Annotated in this window: 16 protein-coding genes; 10 read left to right on the top strand and 6 right to left on the bottom strand. The window is 65.0% G+C overall.

What is annotated here, in order from left to right:
• Positions 1–144 precede the first annotated feature (144 nt).
• Together AC1C2O_RS16200 and AC1C2O_RS16205 are read left to right on the top strand one after the other, a co-directional pair.
• Positions 145–1,464, top strand: coding sequence for an MFS transporter (locus AC1C2O_RS16200; RefSeq protein ID WP_495431471.1), 1,320 nt, complete (start codon positions 145–147; stop codon positions 1,462–1,464).
• Positions 1,461–2,486 (top strand): 2-hydroxyacid dehydrogenase, encoded by a 1,026-nt coding sequence (locus AC1C2O_RS16205; protein WP_495431472.1) that lies wholly within the window; start codon positions 1,461–1,463, stop codon positions 2,484–2,486. Before AC1C2O_RS16200 ends, AC1C2O_RS16205 begins: the two co-directional genes overlap by 4 nt.
• Before the next feature lie 67 nt (positions 2,487–2,553).
• On the opposite strand, the gene AC1C2O_RS16210 is transcribed toward AC1C2O_RS16205, so the two are convergent.
• On the bottom strand, positions 2,554–3,621 hold the full coding sequence (locus tag AC1C2O_RS16210) for a threonine aldolase family protein (protein ID WP_495431473.1): 1,068 nt from the start codon (positions 3,619–3,621) through the stop codon (positions 2,554–2,556).
• 47 nt (positions 3,622–3,668) lie between these two features.
• Here AC1C2O_RS16210 and AC1C2O_RS16215 point away from each other — a divergent pair, with 47 nt between their 5' ends.
• Entirely contained in the window at positions 3,669–5,144 is a 1,476-nt protein-coding gene (locus AC1C2O_RS16215) for an MFS transporter (protein ID WP_495431474.1), read from the top strand.
• Positions 5,145–5,307: 163 nt separating this feature from the next.
• Here the strand turns inward: AC1C2O_RS16215 and AC1C2O_RS16220 are convergent, their stop codons facing one another.
• Entirely contained in the window at positions 5,308–5,949 is a 642-nt protein-coding gene (locus AC1C2O_RS16220; RefSeq protein WP_495431475.1) for an SDR family oxidoreductase, read from the bottom strand.
• Positions 5,950–6,054: 105 nt separating this feature from the next.
• The gene (locus tag AC1C2O_RS16225) at positions 6,055–7,467 is read right to left on the bottom strand and encodes a DUF6421 family protein (RefSeq protein WP_495431476.1); all 1,413 of its coding nucleotides are present in this window, start codon (positions 7,465–7,467) and stop codon (positions 6,055–6,057) included.
• A gap of 71 nt (positions 7,468–7,538) precedes the next feature.
• Between AC1C2O_RS16225 and AC1C2O_RS16230 the strand changes: the two genes are divergently transcribed.
• Positions 7,539–7,988, top strand: coding sequence for an Lrp/AsnC family transcriptional regulator (locus AC1C2O_RS16230; RefSeq protein ID WP_495431477.1), 450 nt, complete (start codon positions 7,539–7,541; stop codon positions 7,986–7,988).
• An 8-nt stretch (positions 7,989–7,996) separates the two neighbouring features.
• Here the strand turns inward: AC1C2O_RS16230 and AC1C2O_RS16235 are convergent, their stop codons facing one another.
• A complete protein-coding gene (locus tag AC1C2O_RS16235; protein WP_495431478.1) occupies positions 7,997–8,986 on the bottom strand; it encodes an ArsR/SmtB family transcription factor in 990 nt (329 codons plus the stop codon).
• A 45-nt stretch (positions 8,987–9,031) separates the two neighbouring features.
• Between AC1C2O_RS16235 and AC1C2O_RS16240 the strand changes: the two genes are divergently transcribed.
• From AC1C2O_RS16240 to AC1C2O_RS16250, 3 genes are read left to right on the top strand one after another with little or no spacing between them, the layout of a single operon-like run.
• On the top strand, positions 9,032–9,388 hold the full coding sequence (locus tag AC1C2O_RS16240) for a cupin domain-containing protein (RefSeq protein ID WP_495431479.1): 357 nt from the start codon (positions 9,032–9,034) through the stop codon (positions 9,386–9,388).
• A gap of 24 nt (positions 9,389–9,412) precedes the next feature.
• A complete protein-coding gene (locus tag AC1C2O_RS16245) occupies positions 9,413–9,700 on the top strand; it encodes a DUF4287 domain-containing protein (protein WP_495431480.1) in 288 nt (95 codons plus the stop codon).
• 11 nt (positions 9,701–9,711) lie between these two features.
• On the top strand, positions 9,712–10,680 hold the full coding sequence (locus tag AC1C2O_RS16250) for a 1,4-dihydroxy-2-naphthoate polyprenyltransferase (protein WP_495431481.1): 969 nt from the start codon (positions 9,712–9,714) through the stop codon (positions 10,678–10,680).
• A gap of 3 nt (positions 10,681–10,683) precedes the next feature.
• Here AC1C2O_RS16250 and AC1C2O_RS16255 read toward each other — a convergent pair whose 3' ends face one another.
• The gene (locus AC1C2O_RS16255; protein ID WP_495431482.1) at positions 10,684–11,028 is read right to left on the bottom strand and encodes a DUF4229 domain-containing protein; all 345 of its coding nucleotides are present in this window, start codon (positions 11,026–11,028) and stop codon (positions 10,684–10,686) included.
• A 124-nt stretch (positions 11,029–11,152) separates the two neighbouring features.
• Between AC1C2O_RS16255 and AC1C2O_RS16260 the strand changes: the two genes are divergently transcribed.
• The 3 genes from AC1C2O_RS16260 to AC1C2O_RS16270 all read left to right on the top strand — a co-directional run bounded on the left by AC1C2O_RS16260 (position 11,153) and on the right by AC1C2O_RS16270 (position 14,917).
• Positions 11,153–12,145, top strand: a complete 993-nt coding sequence (locus tag AC1C2O_RS16260; RefSeq protein ID WP_495431483.1) for a helix-turn-helix transcriptional regulator — start codon at positions 11,153–11,155, stop codon at positions 12,143–12,145.
• 329 nt (positions 12,146–12,474) lie between these two features.
• A complete protein-coding gene (locus tag AC1C2O_RS16265; protein WP_495431484.1) occupies positions 12,475–13,428 on the top strand; it encodes an ATP-grasp domain-containing protein in 954 nt (317 codons plus the stop codon).
• A gap of 103 nt (positions 13,429–13,531) precedes the next feature.
• The gene (locus tag AC1C2O_RS16270; protein ID WP_495431485.1) at positions 13,532–14,917 is read left to right on the top strand and encodes an O-acetylhomoserine aminocarboxypropyltransferase/cysteine synthase family protein; all 1,386 of its coding nucleotides are present in this window, start codon (positions 13,532–13,534) and stop codon (positions 14,915–14,917) included.
• On the opposite strand, the gene AC1C2O_RS16275 is transcribed toward AC1C2O_RS16270, so the two are convergent.
• Entirely contained in the window at positions 14,895–15,998 is a 1,104-nt protein-coding gene (locus AC1C2O_RS16275) for a magnesium and cobalt transport protein CorA (RefSeq protein ID WP_495431486.1), read from the bottom strand. The genes AC1C2O_RS16270 and AC1C2O_RS16275 overlap by 23 nt on opposite strands.
• Between the last annotated feature and the right edge of the window lie 41 nt (positions 15,999–16,039).

The following is a 16,039-nucleotide window of genomic DNA, read 5'->3' on the forward strand; positions in this document are numbered from 1 at the left end:
CGGCGCCCCCTCCTGCGAGACAGACGCCACATATCCAGGCCCCGTTGTATCTAGACCCCGTGCCACCTCGGGACGGGGCGGTGTGAAGACCCTTCGCGGCGCGCCAGCGCCCGCGCAGATTAACGATGAACACGAAGGAGTGTCATGAATCAGGCTGGAACAGAGACCGCGACTAAGAACCGAGAATCCGTGGGGCGGCGTACCATCAAGAACCTGCGCTGGTGGATCCTGGCCTGGGCGCTCGTGGCCGGCATCGTCAACTACATGGATCGCAGTGCGATCTCCATCGCGGCTCCCGTCTTGATCGAAGAGCTTGGGCTGACGCGCACCGATATCGGTCTGTTGGGCACTGTCTTCAGCTGGACGTACGCGTTTGCGCAGCTGCCCGCTGGCTGGCTCGTCGACAAGCTCGGCGCGCGCAAGATGTACTTCCTCGCCATTGCGGGTTGGTCGATCGCAACCGCACTGATGTCGGTGGGATCGACGCTGTGGCACTTTGTGACGTTCCGCTTCTTGCTAGGCGTCACCGAGGCGCCGAACGGCCCGGCTAGCGCTCGCCTCACCGCTGACTGGTTCCCCCGTTCCGAGCGCGGCCAGGCGACTGCAATCTGGGACTCCGGATCGAAGTGGGGCCCGGCCATCGCACCGCCCATCCTCACCGGCATCATGATCACCTTCGGCTGGCAGGCGATCTTCGTCTTCCTCGGCCTGCTCGGTATCGTGCTCGCCGTCGCTTTCTTCATCTTCTATCGTCGCCCCGAATTGCACCCGGCTATCTCCGACGAGGAGCTGGAGCACATCAAGTCCGAGGCTGAGAAGCAGGACACCGGATCCGCCAAGGTGCCGTGGCTGAAGCTGTTCGCGCACCGTCAGATCTGGGGAATGATGGCCGGCTTCTTCTGTGTCATCTGGATCTGGAACATTTTCATTGTTTTCCTTCCGCTGTACCTGCAGGAGGAGCGGGGCGTGAGCATCGCCGGTTCGGGATGGCTCGCGGCGATTCCGTACCTCGGTGCGGCCATCCTCGGTATCACCGGCGGCTGGGTGATGACGAAGTACACGAAGTCCTCCGGTGTCGACCCGCTCACCGCGAAGCGCCGCGTCATGTCTGTCGCGGCGATCGTCGCTGGCATTCTGATCTGCCTCATCCCGCTGGTTGCAGATCTCGCACTGGCCATGATCGTGATGACCGTCGCTCTCGGGTTCGTCGCGACGATGCAGGCTGCTGCTTGGGCAATGCCCGGTGACATCGTCAACTCGTCGCAGGTGGCGTCGGTCGGCGCCATCCAGAACTTCGGCGGCTATTTCGGCGGTGCGTTCGCGCCGCTGCTGACCGGCATCATCGCTGATGCGACCGGCTCTTACGCCCCGTCGTTCATCATCGGTGGCATCATTGCGGCACTCGCCGCAGTGGCCTACACGGTGCTCGTTCGCACACCCATGGCGACGGAGAAGGTGGCGTGACTGTGACTTATCGAATCGGAATAACGAACGAGGCGATCGAGCCGGACGGATCCAGCATCCACGGAGATCTCGGGCTCGATGAGCTCGAGGCCGCCGGAATCGCCTGGGAGGTGATCGACGCGCACCCGCACGACGACAATGATCTTGCAGATCTCGACGCTGTCTATGCGCTTGGTCACCGGACGTTTGACGCGAAGGTGCTGGCGGCAGCGCCGCGCCTGAAACACATCGCCCGCTTCGGCGCGGGATACGACACCATCGACTTGGACGCGTGCAGCGACGCTGGTGTGATCGTCACGAATACGCCGGATGCGATCCGACGGCCGCTTGCCTTGGCAGCTGTCACCCTCGTGCTTGCTGTGACCCACAATTTGGTGCAGAAGCACCGGATCACGGTGGAGGACCGCTGGGAGGATCGCGGCCGCTGGCGCGGGATCGACACCGACAATGCGACCGTCGCGATCGTCGGTTTTGGCAGCGTCGGCGCGGAGGCCGCCCGGATGCTGCTGGCCATCGGGCACCGGGTCGTCGGCGTGAACCGGCGGGGGAGCAGCCCGGAGGCTGACGCGCTCGGCGTACTCATGCTGCCGCTCGCCGCCGCGCTCACAACGGCGGACGTCGTTGTGTTGTGCGCCTCGCTGACTCCCTCCACGCGCGGCATGATCGGGGCAGCAGAGCTCTCGCAGATGAAGTCGACCGCCGCGCTCGTCAACGTCGGACGAGGAGGGTTGGTCGACCAGAAGGCCCTCACCGCGGCGCTCATCGACGGAACCATCCGCGCTGCAGGCCTCGACGTGTTCGAGCAGGAACCGCCAGCTCCGGATGACCCGCTGTTGTTTCTGGACAACGTCACGCTGTCGCCGCACGCACTGTGCTGGACGGCGGACTACACCCAGGCCGTAGTGTCGCGTGCGAATGAGGCGCTCATCGCGGTCTCGCGCGGGGGACTGCCACCGCGCGTGCTCAACCCGCGGGCGCTCGAACATGAGCGGTGGGTCGACGTGGGGGCACCCGTCGCCTGACCTGCGGGAGTCGACCGGAGAACTGAGAGAGGTGCATACCCGAGCGGGTGTGCACCTCTCTCATACCTCAGACGGCTGTCAGCCGAGCGATCTCCGCGATGAAGGCATCAACATCCGCTTCCTGGGTGTCAAAGCTGCACATCCAGCGCACCTCGTTCTTCGCGGCATCCCAGTCGTAGAAGCGGAATGATTCGCGCAGGCGGTCGGCGACGCCATCCGGAAGCGTCGCGAAGACGCCGTTCACCTGGGTCTCCTGCGTGAACTGGACACCCCGGATCGATCCTTCGGCGATTCCGGCTTCGACGCCAGCCCGCAACCTGGCGGCCATCGAGTTCGAGTGTCGGGCGTTGCGCAGCCACAGGTCGCCTTCGAGCAGTGCGATGAGCTGCGCCGACACGAAGCGCATCTTCGAGGACAGCTGCATGTTGTACTTGCGGCCATAGATGAGCCCGGTGGATGCCTCGGCGTTCAGCACCACGATCGCCTCACCCAGCATCGCGCCGTTCTTGGTGCCGCCGAAGCTGAGCACGTCGACGCCGGCGTCGCGGGTGAAGGCGCGAAGCGGAAGGTCGAGGGCGGCGGCGGCGTTGGCGATGCGTGCGCCGTCCATGTGCAGGTGCATACCGTGGCTGTGGGCATGATCGGCGAGCGCCCGGATCTCATCGGTCGTGTAAAGCGTGCCGAGCTCGGTCGACTGGGTGATCGAGACGACCAGCGGCTGTGCGCGGTGCTCATCACCCCAGCCCCAGGCCTCGCGATCCACAAGTTCAGGGGTGAGCTTGCCGTTGTCGGTGGGAACAGTGAGCAGCTTCATCCCGCCGATGCGCTCTGGTGCTCCGCCCTCGTCGACATTGATGTGCGCGGTGGATGCCGTGATCACAGCGCCCCAGCGGGGAAGCATCGACTGCAAGCCGACGACGTTCGCGCCGGTGCCGTTGAACACCGGGAAGGCCTGGATGCCGTCGCCGAGGTGGCTGCGGAAGACCTCTTGCAGGCGCTCGCTGTAGACGTCCTCGCCATAGGCGACCTGGTGGCCGTCGTTCGCCGCGGCGATCGCCGCGAGGATCTCGGGGTGGATGCCGGAGTAGTTGTCCGACGCGAATCCCCGGATCGCGGGGTCATGCAGTGTGCTCACCGCATAAGCCTATGTCGGATGTCGGTCGTCCTCGCTACGCTTTTCTCGTGAGCGAGACTGCAGATTCTGCGGGGGTCCGCGAGAGTGTCCAGCACGCGAGCCCCGGGAGCCCCGGCGCGAAGCGCGCGTTCATCAACGTGCTTGTGAACACCCTCATCGCCAACGTGACGACGAGCTTCCTATGGTTCGCGCTGACCTTCTGGGTGTACATCGAGACGCAGTCGGTGCTGGCGACAGGCATCATCGGCGGCGCCTACATGCTGTTCGTCGCGTTCTTCGCGATGGTCTTCGGCACGATCGTCGACCGCAATCGCAAGCACACCGTGATGGTGCTCTCCAGCGTCATCTCGGCGATCGCCTTCCTCCTCGCAGGCATGCTTTATCTCTGGCAGCCCGAGAGCGCTCTGCTTGACCTCGGCGGGCCCTGGTTCTGGCTGTTCTCGGGGATCATCCTGTTCGGTGGCGTGATCGAGCAGCTGCGCAACATCGCCCTGTCGACGACGGTGACTCTGCTCGTGGTCGAGGAGAGGCGGGTGAACGCGAACGGGCTCGTGGGCACGGTGCAGGGCATCGCATTCCTGGTGACGAGTGTCTTCTCCGGCCTCTCGATCGGATTCCTCGGTATGGGGTGGACGCTCGTGATCGCGATCGTTGCGATGGCGATCACGTTCGTGCATCTGCTGTTCATCCGAATTCCCGAGGGCAAGCCGCAGCCCGATCCGAACGCCTCCAGTGCCTTGGACTTCCGGGGTAGCGTGCAGGCGATCCGGCTCGCGCCGGGCTTGTTCGCCCTGATCATCTTCTCGATGTTCAACAACTTCATCGGCGGCGTATACATGGCGCTGATGGACCCGTACGGGCTCACCCTGTTCTCCGCGCAGGAATGGGGCTTCGCGCTGGCATTCGCCTCGACCGGCTTCCTCATCGGCGGCGCGCTGGTGGCGAAGTTCGGGTTGGGGAAGCGGCCTGTGCGCACGATGCTGCTCGTCGTCATTGCCATGGGTCTGCTCGGCGCCGTCTTCATGCTGCGCGAGTGGTGGCCGCTGTATGTCGTCGGCATCTGGCTGTACATGGCGCTGGTGCCGCCGGTCGAGGCCGCCGAGCAGACCGTGATCCAGAAGGTGGTTCCGTTCAAGCGACAGGGTCGAGTGTTCGGCGTTGCCGCGGCCATGGAAGCGGCAGCCGCTCCGATCACCGCGTTCCTAATTGCTCCGATCGCGGAGTTCCTCATCATCCCGTATATGAAGACGCCCGCAGGCCAGGCGCAGTGGGGCTGGCTCCTCGGCGAGGGCGAAGCACGCGGCATCGCCCTCATCTGCCTCTTCGCAGGTCTCATCATGGTCGTCGCCGCCCTGCTTGCGTTTCTCACCCGCTCGTATCGCAAGCTCACGCTGCTCTACGAGGAGGCCCCGCCGCAGGTCATCGATGAGGATGCTGCGGGGGAAGGTGCCGAGGGCGGCATCGCCGATGCGGGGCCGCCCGTGCGCGGCATCCCGCCGGTAATTCCCGAGCCGCGTCAGTGAGCCCCGCCCACAGGCTTGGACTGCGACATCCGTCGGAGCCTGTTGCGAATGTCGGAGGAATTAGCCGATTTCATCCGACATCCGTAACACCCTCCGACGCCCGTAACTCCGACACCCGCAACACGTGTGCCGCCGACGCCCGCGTGGCCGCACGTCGGGTGCCTCAGCCCAGATCGATCACCAGGTCGTTGAGCTCGGCGGCGTCGGCGTCCCACAGCCCGACGATTGCCGGCGCAAGCGTTTCGGGGTCGAGTGCTTTGGCTCGGAACACGACGGATGCCGCGCGCAGCGCCTCGCCGGCATCCCGAGCGGCCTTCGCGAATCCCTGGGCGACAGCCCTGGTCCACGCCTCGCTCGCGGCCTTCACCGCGGCGTAGTTCGCTCCCCCTGCCAGAGGCCGCGCGACCGCTGTGGATGACACGATCGCGAAGCGCCCGGCCGAGGACACCCGCAGCGCCTCGTCGAATGCGCGACTCGTCGCCCGCACGGCCTGGAGCGCGGGGAGCAGCGCCTCGAAGTCCTCATCGGTCTGCCCCGCAAGGCCCCCGCCGCCGCGCCACCCGCCGACGAGGGGGATGACGCCGTCGATCGGTCCGAGGCGCGCGGCAAGCTCGGTCATTGAGGTAAGTGACGTCGCATCGGAGACCTCGACCTCAGCGCCGGCATCCCGAAGTGGTGCCAGCCGTTCGTCCGAACGCCCGGTCGCGATGACTCGGGCGCCGGCTGAGACCAGAGCCCTGGTCACCGCAAGGCCGGCCGTGCTCGTCGCGCCGGCGAGCAGAACCGCGCGACCTGCCGCAGTCACCGCTCACCACCGAGCGCGAACCTCGGAGATGTACGCGTAGTTCGGACGAATTGAGGCGAAACGTCCGTGGATGCTGCACTTCTCCGAAGAAGCCGTACGCCGTATTCAGCCATCAGACCCACGGATCCCCGCCGTCGACTCGATCACAGGCCGCATCTTCTTCTCCAGGGCTTCGAAGAACATCGACAGCGGGAACTCGTCGTCCAGCACGGCATCCGTGTACCCCCGAGGCAGCCCGGAGAGCACTTCGTCAGGCAGCCCGCGAGCCCAGACGGATGCCGGATGCGGAGTCAATGTCGAACGAACCAGCTCGTACGCCGCCAGCCAGTGCGCGGACTTCGGCCTGTCGATCGAACGCCAGTACAACTCGTCGATCGCATCGCCGAGCGCGATCACGGCATCCGGTACCCCGGGCCAGTCGAAGGTGAGTTGCGTGTCGGTCCAGTGCAGCACGCCACGCTGATGCAGCCACGCGAATAACAACTGTCCGCCGAGCCCGTCGTAGTTGCGCACGCGCGAACCCGTGATCGCGAAGCGGAAGATTCGGTCGAAGATCACGGCATACTGCACGAGAGAAGCGTGCTCGCGCATCTGCTGCTCGACCGATGACAAGTCATCTCTCGAGGAGAGTCGCTTCTGAATCGCCACCGACTCCCGAAACGCGGTCAGGTCGCAGCGCAGCTCTTCCAACGAGTACAGGAAGTACGGCATCCGCTGCTTGATCATGAACGGGTCGAACGGCAGGTCGCCGCGCATGTGCGTGCGGTCGTGAATGAGGTCCCACATCACGAAGGTCTTCTCAGCGAGATCCTGGTCATCCAGCATCCGCGCCGCGTCCTCAGGCAGGTCGAGCTTGGTGATCTCGGATGCCGCGCGCACCACACGCCGGTAACGCGCAGCCTCGCGGTCTTGGAAGATCGCGCCCCAAGTGAAGGTGGGAATCTCCCGCATCGCAACGGTCTCGGGGAACAGCACGGCCGAGTTCGTGTCGTAGCCGGGGGTGAAATCGATCAGCCGCAACGAGACGAACAGCTTGTTGCCGTAGTCGCCGGCCTCGAGTTCGGCGATGAACTCGGGCCAGATGGTCTCGACGATCAGCGCCTCCACTAGGCGATCCGGCGACCCGTTCTGCGTGTACATCGGGAAGATGACGAGGTGGCGGATGCCGTCGACGCGGTGCTGCTGCGGCTGGAACGCCACGAGCGAGTCGAGGAAGTCAGGCACGCCGAATCCCTCGGCTGCCCACCGCTCGAAGTCGGAGAGGGATGCGGCAAGGTAATCCGCATCGTGCGGGAATGCAGGTGCCAGCGCCCGGATGCCGGAGGTGATCGCCCCGACGTGCGCGTGGGCGGCCTCCTGAGAAACCGGAACAGATCCGTCCTTCACCTGCAGTTCGCGAAGCGCGATTGCGGCATCCTTCAGCTGCAGCCAAGCCGCAGAAGTGTCGGCGGCGCGGGCATCCTCGACGACCTCGGGTTCGCCGATGATGGCGTTGAGCTGGGCGGGAGTTGTAGACATCGGGACCTCCGATCGCGAGATAGACGGAATGTTTACGGTGAAAGACATGTTTCACCGATATTCTTCCACTTATGGAAGATGCTGTCGACCGTCGGATCATCACCGAGATCTCGCATGATGCGCGGGCCACGCTGGCGCAGCTCTCGGAGGCCGTCGGACTTTCGAGTTCCGCCGTGCAGTCACGCCTGCGCAGGCTCGAATCCCGTGGCGTCATCACTGGCTACCGGCCGATTCTCGACCCGGAGGCGCTGGGCAAACCGCTGGCGGCATTCATCGAGATCACGCCTCTGGACCCTGCCCAGCCGGACAACGCACCCGAACTGCTGGAGCCCATCGCCGAGATCGAAGCGTGCCATTCGATCGCGGGCAACGCGAGCTACATGCTGTTCGTGCGGGTGGCGTCGCCGCGTGCACTGGAGCAATTGGTCGGCGAGGTGCGCCTGATCGCCAACGTCAGTACGCGAACCACCGTCGTGTTGCAGACCTACTACGAGCACCGGCCGATCGCCGTGAGCGAGTAGAACGAGGATCAGAGCACCGCGCCGATCATCGCTTCGCCGAGCGGCGTTCGGGTGTGCAGCATCCGATTGCCCTCGCGTTCGCTTGCGATGAGTCCGCACTCGCGCAGCACCGTGAGGTGATGGGATGCCGTCGACACTGCGACACCGGTGTCCACGGCGACCTGTGAAGTGGTGCGCGCAGCGTGCGCGGCGAGCAGGATGTCGGCGCGGGCAGGGCCGATCAGCGCGCTGAGTGCATCTGCTGTGGACGCAGGATCGCGCGCCCATTCGGCGGTGACACCGCGTGCGGGGTAGAACAGCGTGGGCTGCGCCGGCGGCTCGGTGAGCACCATGCATCCCCATGACGACATCACAGACGGCACCAGTACGAGTCCGCTTCCGCGGCAGTCGACTTGCTCCCTGTGCACGCGCATCTCGACGCGCACCGCGCCGTCGCCCCAGCTCACCTTCGGATCCAATCCGGCCGCCATCGAGGCCAGTCCGTCAGTGGCGATCGTGCGGGAGCGGACCGCGATGTCTGCGCGCAGCATCCGCTCCAACTGCGTCCATACTGGCTCGAGAGACGCGGCCCATACTTCTTCCCAGGCATCCGCGATCTGCTCACGCGCACGCCGGGGGTCGGCGCTCATGGCACGCAAAAGCTGCTGCCGCTCGCCGGACGAACGCAGGATCATCTTGTCGAGGTCGACGCGCATCGGGCCGAGGTCTGCCACACGCATGGCGGCCACTTCGTCGGTCGGTGTCAGATCCCACCGCGGTGTTGTGGTGAGGAAGTCTGGGAGGTAGCCCTCGCTGCCGATCACCTGGGTGAGCAGGGTGAAGGCGTCGCGGGGGAGTCGCCCACGCGCATCGCGCAGCCATCCCCACATCAGCGGATGCTGCTCTGGCCGCAGCAGGATGCGCACAGCGTGCGCGAGTTCGTGGCCGGGGGAGACGCCAAAGCGCACCGCTTGGATGTCGCCGGGACTGAGGTGGAAATCCACGAAGTTTCGACTCACATCGAAACTCTAGGAGACCCGGCGCGATCCGTCGAGAGTGGAGGCATGAACAGCAACTCGCCCCGCGCCGGCGTCGTCACCGCCGATGCGCTGCGTGTGGGCGCCGGAAAGACTCGGAAGTTCGTCGGCGCCGAACACGACGCGGACATCTCCTACTTCTTCGTGGAGAACCAGCCCGGCGAGGGCGCGGCGCTTCATTGGCATCCTTACTCGGAGACGTGGATCGTCCTTGAGGGCGAGGCGCAGATCACGCGCGCAGGCGAGACGCTCACTGCAGTCGCCGGTGACACAGCGACGGTCGCACCGTTCGTCGTGCACGGCTTCACAAACAGCGGCACGGGGATGCTGCGCATCCTCTGCATCCATGCGTCTGCCACCATGATTCAGACATTCGTCGACTGACCACTCAACCCCTGAAGGAGCACAATGTCATTCCAGTCCTACCTCGACAACATCGAGACCAAGACCGGGCTCACACCTCGTCAGTTCATCGCCCTCGCGAGCGAGAAGGGTTTCGACGCGACCACCAAGGCGACGCCGATCGTTGCCTGGCTGAAAGAGGACTACGCGCTCGGCCAAGGTCATGCGATGGCGCTCGTCCATGTCATCACGAAAGGGCCGCAGATCAGCGCCAAGCATGTCGGATCAGGTGGCACGCACGCGGATGCGACAGACGTACTGTGGCTGGACGGCAAGGACAGCAACCCGAACTAAGATTTCGTATCGTGGCAGCATCCTCGAAGCGCAAGACGTCAGCACCCAGCCGGAAGCCGGTTCGTACCAGCGGAAACCCCGCCAGGCGGCCCATCGTCGAGGCTCCTCCGATCACTGCACGCGACTGGATCGGCGCTGCGCGCCTGCGCACACTGCCTCTTGCGATCGCTCCGGTCGTCGTCGGCACCGGCGCTGCCCAACTGGTCGAACGCGAGTTGCACTGGGTCATCGCGCTGGCCTGCCTCGCCGTTGCTGTGCTGCTGCAAATCGGCGTGAACTTCACGAACGACTACAGCGACGGCATCCGCGGGACTGATGCGCACCGGGTGGGCCCGGCCCGCCTGACCGCTTCCGGCCGCGTCAAGCCGCGCTCAGTACTCATCATCGGCCTGGTGTTCTTCGCGCTCGCCGCCATTGTGGGGCTCACGATCGTGATCCGCACCGGCCAGTGGTGGATGCTGGCGGTCGGCGCCGCATGCATCGTCGCGGCGTGGTTCTACACCGGCGGCAAGCGCCCCTACGGATACTTCGGCCTCGGCGAAGTCTTCGTGTTCGTTTTCTTCGGACTCGTCGCAACGCTCGGCACCACGTGGGTGCAGGCGTTCCATCTGCCCGATGAGGCCTGGCTCGGCGCGATCGCCATGGGGCTCTTCGCCTGCGGTGTGCTGCTCGCCAATAACCTGCGCGACATCGACCAGGACCGTGAGGTCGGAAAACGCACGTTGACTGTGCTGATCGGCCGCCGCGCGACGCAGGTCGTCTATACCGTGTTCATGGTTGTGCCGTTCGTACTGTCGAGCTTCATCGCGCTGCTGTACCCGATCGCGTGGCTCGCGCTGATGGCTCTGCTTGCAGGCATCCCCGCGATCATCATCGTGTGGTCATACCGGCAGGCGCGTGAGCTCGTCGTCGCTCTCGGCCTCACGTCGCTCACCGCGCTGATCTACGCTGGCGCGCTGTACTGGGCATTTGCCGGCTGAGTCTCAGCTCCGGTTCTGATCCTGGATCGGCGTTCCGTCTGTGGAGTCATTCGCAGCGCCGTCCGTGGTGTTGTCGAGCACGGCATCCTCGGCGTCAGCATCCTGTGCGGCAGCGCTCCGCTTGCCTGCCGCCTCGCGTGCCTCGCGGCGCTCATGCATCCCCGCCGACGCGCCTGAAAGCGGCTTGCGCAGGAACAAGATCGAGATGCTCATGCCGATCAGCGCGGCGAAGATGGCGGTGAGCCACCAGAGCTCGCGCATGATCGGGAATAACCACATGATCGCCAGCGGCACGAGGAACGCCAGCAGTCGCAGCACGGAATACACGAGGATGGGCGGCAACTTCATCCCTCCAGTCTAGGCACGCGGGTGCGGCCCCGGCATACGCCCGGACGCCGCACCTGCTGTGCTCGCTGCTGCGAGAGAATCGATGCGGACAGATCCTGTCCGCATTCTCTGGCAATCTGGGGACATGTCGGACACCACCTCCCGCGCACTCTCTCTGCTCAACCTGCTGCAGACGCATCGGCACTGGCCTGGTACCGAACTCGCCGCGCGTCTCGGCGTGACTGAGCGCACCGTCCGTCGCGACGTCGACCGACTCAGAGACCTCGGCTACCGCGTTGAATCCACCCCGGGCGTGGCTGGTGGGTATCGCCTGGAGGCGGGCAGTGCCGTGCCTCCACTCCTGCTCACCGACGACGAGGCCGTCCTCATGGCGATCGGATTGCGCGTGGCAGCGACGCAGCAATTGGTGGGCGGACCGGAGGTCACCCTCACGGCCCTCGCGAAGCTGGAGCAGGTGCTTCCTTCCGCGCTGCGCAGGAGAGTCAACGCGCTCGCTGCATCCGTGCGGCCGGCACGCATCGGAGACGCTCCGGTGGTGTCGCCGACCGTGCTCGGGGAGCTCGCTCTCGCATCGCGGGATGCTGAACGAGTGCGAATGAATTATGTCGATCGCGCCGGAACCGAGAGCGTCCGGCGCGTGGAACCCCATGCCCTCTCCTCGGCGGGCCGCAACTGGTATCTGTTGTGCTGGGACCTTGACCGAGACGACTGGCGAACGTTCCGGGTTGACCGGATCGGCGCCGCCGAGCACACCAGGGTGCTGTTCAGCCCTCGTGAGATCTCCGAGGAGGAAGTCGCCGAGCGAATCCAGATCGCCTCGTCGTGGTCTCCGCAGAAAGTTGAGGCCGACGTCGTTTTGGATCTGTCGCTCGCTGAGATGGATGAACACTTCGGTATCTGGGCGCGGGGCGCGACCGCCGAGGATGTGACGCACACTCGATGGCCCATCGGCGGATCGGACTGGAGGGAAGCGCTGTACGGGATGCTGTGGATTCCGGCGGGCGTCGATTACACCACCGATCTTCCGGAACCGGAGCGTGCAGAGCTGCGTGAATCGCTCCAGCGGGTGCTGCGAGCGTTGGACGCCCCGGCAGCGGCATCGCGGCAACCGAGTTGAGTGGCATCCGCAAGCCCTTCGCGAAACATGTCGTCATTGAGTGACACATAGGTAAATCTCAGGGTGCGACCCTGGCCAGAAATGTCACGCTCGGGTAACGTCGAAGTCATCGCGGCGACTCCGGGGTGGTCCCGGGCTTCAGTTCATACCTGAGGGCGTTGCGGGTTCGACTCCCGCCGTCGCGTCTATGAGGAATGGCCTGTGATCCCAGGGATCACGGGGATCACAGGCCATTCTGATGCCGCAGAGGCAACGACCGTTCATCGTCTTGTGTGACGTCGTGTCACGCCAGCAGCCCTCGCGCCCGTGCGCTGGCATACGTTGGCGCTATGAGCAATGCGCCCCGTGTCTACGTGATCCACGAGAACGCCGAATGGTTCCCTCCGTTCGCCGCCGCCTTCGAGGCGGAAGGCGTCCCTGCGCAGGAATGGCTGCTCACGGACGGCTCCATTGATCTGTCTGCCGAACCACCTCACGGTGTGTTCTGGTCGAGGCTCAGTGCTTCTGCGCACACACGCGATCACGCCGACTCGAAGGAGTATGGTCGCGCCGTGCTTCGGTGGCTGGAAGCCTCGGGGCGCACGGTCGTCAACGGGAGCCGGGTGCTGGAGCTCGAGGTCAGCAAGGTGGCCCAGCATGCGGCCCTGCGCAGGGCTGGCATCGAGGTTCCCCGCACGATCGCCGTGTTCGGCACAGCGGACTTGAAGAGCCGTGCGCGCGAGTTGCCGGTGCCCTTCATCAGCAAGCACAACCAGGGCGGCAAGGGTCTCGGAGTGCGCCGCTTCGAAAGCCACGATGAGTTCGACGCGTGGGTGGATGGTGCGCAGTTCGAGCCGTCGCCGGACGGTATCACCCTGCTGCAGGAGTACCTCGACGCACGGGAACCGTTCATCACACGGGTTGAGTTCGCCGCCGGTGAGTTCGTCTACGCCGTCCGCGTCGATACCAGCGCCGGCAGCTTCGAGCTGTGCCCGGCGGAGGCCTGCGCGATCCCCGGAGCGGATGGCGTCCTGCCGGAGCCGCTCTTCCGCATCCGCGAGGACGTCGACGCGCAGCATCCGCTCGTCCAGCAGTATCGCGCCTTCCTTCAGGATGCCGGGATCGAGATCGCCGGTATCGAGTTCATCGAATCCACCGACGGACGCCTCGTCACCTACGACGTCAACACGAACACGAACTACAACCCCGACGTTGAAGCGTCAGCGACAGCATCCGGCCCCGGCGCCATTGCGCGTCGACTGGGTGCACTGCTGGCAGAGCAGGACGCACTGGTTGCATCCTGACGCGGGCATGAAACCGCCCGTCCCTGCCGAGCGCAGACGGATTCTGTGACGTCTCATGACAGTAAAGAGGCGCGGGAGCGAGAAGATGTCTAGCGTCTGAGCAATGAGCGATCGCACCCCTTCTGATTCCCCGACGCACGAGGTGCTTGCACCCGTGTACGAGTGGGACGGGTTCGGTTTTGACACTCGTCAGGTGCATGCCGGTGAAACTGACGAGGCGAACCATGGTGCACGCATCGCCCCGATCTACCTCAGCGCAGCCTTCCGCTTCGACTCGTTCGACGAGAGCACCAGCCGATTCAGTGGCGAGGATCTCGGTCTGATCTACTCGCGAAATCAGAATCCGACCAACGCCGTCGCCGAGCGAAGGATCGCCTCGCTCGAGGGCGGTGCGGGGGCCATCACCGTCGCGTCAGGGCAGGCAGCCATCTGTGCGGCGATTCTCGGGATTGCCGCACAGGGTGAGCGGTTCGTCTCCACCGCGAGCATCTACAGCGGCACCCGCATCCTGTTCGCTCGCACATTCGCCCGATTCGGCGTTGAGGTGGACTACGTCTGGGATCCCACAGACGAGGCGGAATGGGATGCCGCGATCGGCCCGGACACGAAGGCGATCTTCACCGAGACGATCCCGAATCCGAGGAACGATGTGATCGACATCGCGGCCGTGGCGAGGGTGGCTGCTCGCCACGGAATCCCGCTCATCGTGGACAACACCATCGGCACGCCCTATCTCGTGCGCCCGCTGGAACAGGGTGCGCACATCGTCGTGCACTCCGGAACGAAGTTTCTCTCCGGCCACGGCGCTGCAGTCTCCGGGATCATTGTCGACGGCGGCACCTTCGACTGGGCCGGATCCGGTCGGTCGTACCCAGGGATCACCGACCCAGTGGCGCCGGGCATGCCGTCTCTGCTGGAGACGTACGGGCGTCACGCCTACGAGCTGTACCTCCGCGGCGGGATCGTGAATGACCTGGGTCCCGCCCTGTCTCCGCTGCACGGATTCCTGCTGCAGCAGGGGATCGAGACGCTGTCGCTGCGCATGGAACGGCACGTGTCAAACTCCGAGGCGATCGCCCGATGGCTTGCCGAGCATCCGGCTGTCGAGAGCGTCGATTACGCGGGTCTACCTGGTCACCCGCAGCACGAGATCGCGCAGCGCACTCTCAACGGCAGGTCCGGGTCAGTGTTCGCGGCGACCGTTCGTGGTGGCGCTGCGGCTGCTGAGGTGTTCATCGATAGCTTGCGGGTGTTCAGCCGGATGACGAACATCGGCGATGTGCGCTCGATGGCGCTGCATCCGGCATCCACCACCCATGTATCCTTCACGCCGGAGATGCGCGAGAGGCTCGGCATCGCCGACGGTCTCATCCGATTCTCCGTGGGGATCGAAAGCGTCGATGACCTCATCGCCGACCTCGACAACGCGCTCGCCGCTGTGACTCGATACAGCGCACGTTCGGCGGTCACATCCACTTCTGGCGCTTGAAGATGACGTACAGCACCAGCGCGAGGGCGAGCATCGCGCCGACCGCGAGCGGGTAGCCGAACGTCCAGTGCAGTTCCGGCATGAAATCAAAGTTCATGCCATAGATCGCGCCGATCAGGGTGGGCGCGAACAGAATCGCGGCCCATCCGGAGATCTTCTTCATGTCTTCGTTCTGTCGCTGTGCGACCAGCGTCGAGTTCACGGTCAGGATCTGTGCCAGCGATTCGCGCACCTCACTGACCCTGGTGTCGACTCGGCTCAGATGATCCGCAACGTCCTGGAGGTAGGTCTGCAGGGTCTCCGGGATCCGGTAGCGATCGAATCCGTCCCGCAGGGAGTGCAGCACTTCGGTCATTCCGGAGGTCGCCTGGCGAAGATCGATGACCTCTTGACTCAACCGGTAGATGCGCTCGGTGACGCTGGCATCGCCGCTGAAGACCTGTCGCTCGATCTGCTCCATGTCGATCTCGAGGCCCCGCAGCACCGGCCCGTAGCCATCGACGATCGCGTCCAGCAGGCGATAGACCACGGCCTCAGGACCGAGGTGCAGGAACTGCTGGTTGCCAAGGAAGGCCTGTTCGCCCCGATCGACTGCGCCTGAGACGGCGTCGGCATCAGTACCGTCGATCCAGCGGCCGTCCTGGCAGAAGATCGCGACGGTCTGCGGGCGCACCAGAATGTGGAACTCCGCGAAGTCCACATCCTCTTCGGCATCGATGTACCAGGCGGAGCGCACGACGAAGAAGAGCGCATCGCCGAAGCGTTCCAGCTTGGGACGCTGGCCGGCGTGCAGGAGATCCTCCACCAGCAGTGGGTGCAACTGCCAAGATTCCGCGAGTTCGGTGATGTCGTCTGGTGTCGGATGGGGGTAGAGGAGAAGTGCGGTTCGGTCCGTTGCACCCTGGGCGAACTCCACGGCTGCGTCGACTGTCGTGTCGCGCGGCGCGGGAATCAGCTGGCCGTCCTCGAGGTAGCGGATGCGTCTGGTCGTCTCCGCATCGCCATTCGATGCGGAGGCGCTGCGGCGTCGGAACGCGCCGATTCGGCGCTGGGGCGACTCGTCGCGTGGATTCTGGGCCATTACCTGCTCCTCAACACCGTGAGAAACGAGGCACGATGCAT

The sequence above is a fragment of the Microbacterium sp. Y355 genome (assembly GCF_059445345.1).

Coding starts and splice junctions, on each gene's coding strand:
- AC1C2O_RS16200 (WP_495431471.1), top strand. CDS start 145: ATGAATCAGGCTGGAACAGAGACCGCGACTAAGAACCGAGAATCCGTG.
- AC1C2O_RS16240 (WP_495431479.1), top strand. CDS start 9,032: ATGAACAGCAACTCGCCCCGCGCCGGCGTCGTCACCGCCGATGCGCTG.
- AC1C2O_RS16275 (WP_495431486.1), bottom strand. CDS start 15,998: ATGGCCCAGAATCCACGCGACGAGTCGCCCCAGCGCCGAATCGGCGCG.
- AC1C2O_RS16265 (WP_495431484.1), top strand. CDS start 12,475: ATGAGCAATGCGCCCCGTGTCTACGTGATCCACGAGAACGCCGAATGG.
- AC1C2O_RS16230 (WP_495431477.1), top strand. CDS start 7,539: ATGGAAGATGCTGTCGACCGTCGGATCATCACCGAGATCTCGCATGAT.
- AC1C2O_RS16270 (WP_495431485.1), top strand. CDS start 13,532: ATGAGCGATCGCACCCCTTCTGATTCCCCGACGCACGAGGTGCTTGCA.
- AC1C2O_RS16255 (WP_495431482.1), bottom strand. CDS start 11,028: ATGAAGTTGCCGCCCATCCTCGTGTATTCCGTGCTGCGACTGCTGGCG.
- AC1C2O_RS16245 (WP_495431480.1), top strand. CDS start 9,413: ATGTCATTCCAGTCCTACCTCGACAACATCGAGACCAAGACCGGGCTC.
- AC1C2O_RS16260 (WP_495431483.1), top strand. CDS start 11,153: ATGTCGGACACCACCTCCCGCGCACTCTCTCTGCTCAACCTGCTGCAG.
- AC1C2O_RS16225 (WP_495431476.1), bottom strand. CDS start 7,467: ATGTCTACAACTCCCGCCCAGCTCAACGCCATCATCGGCGAACCCGAG.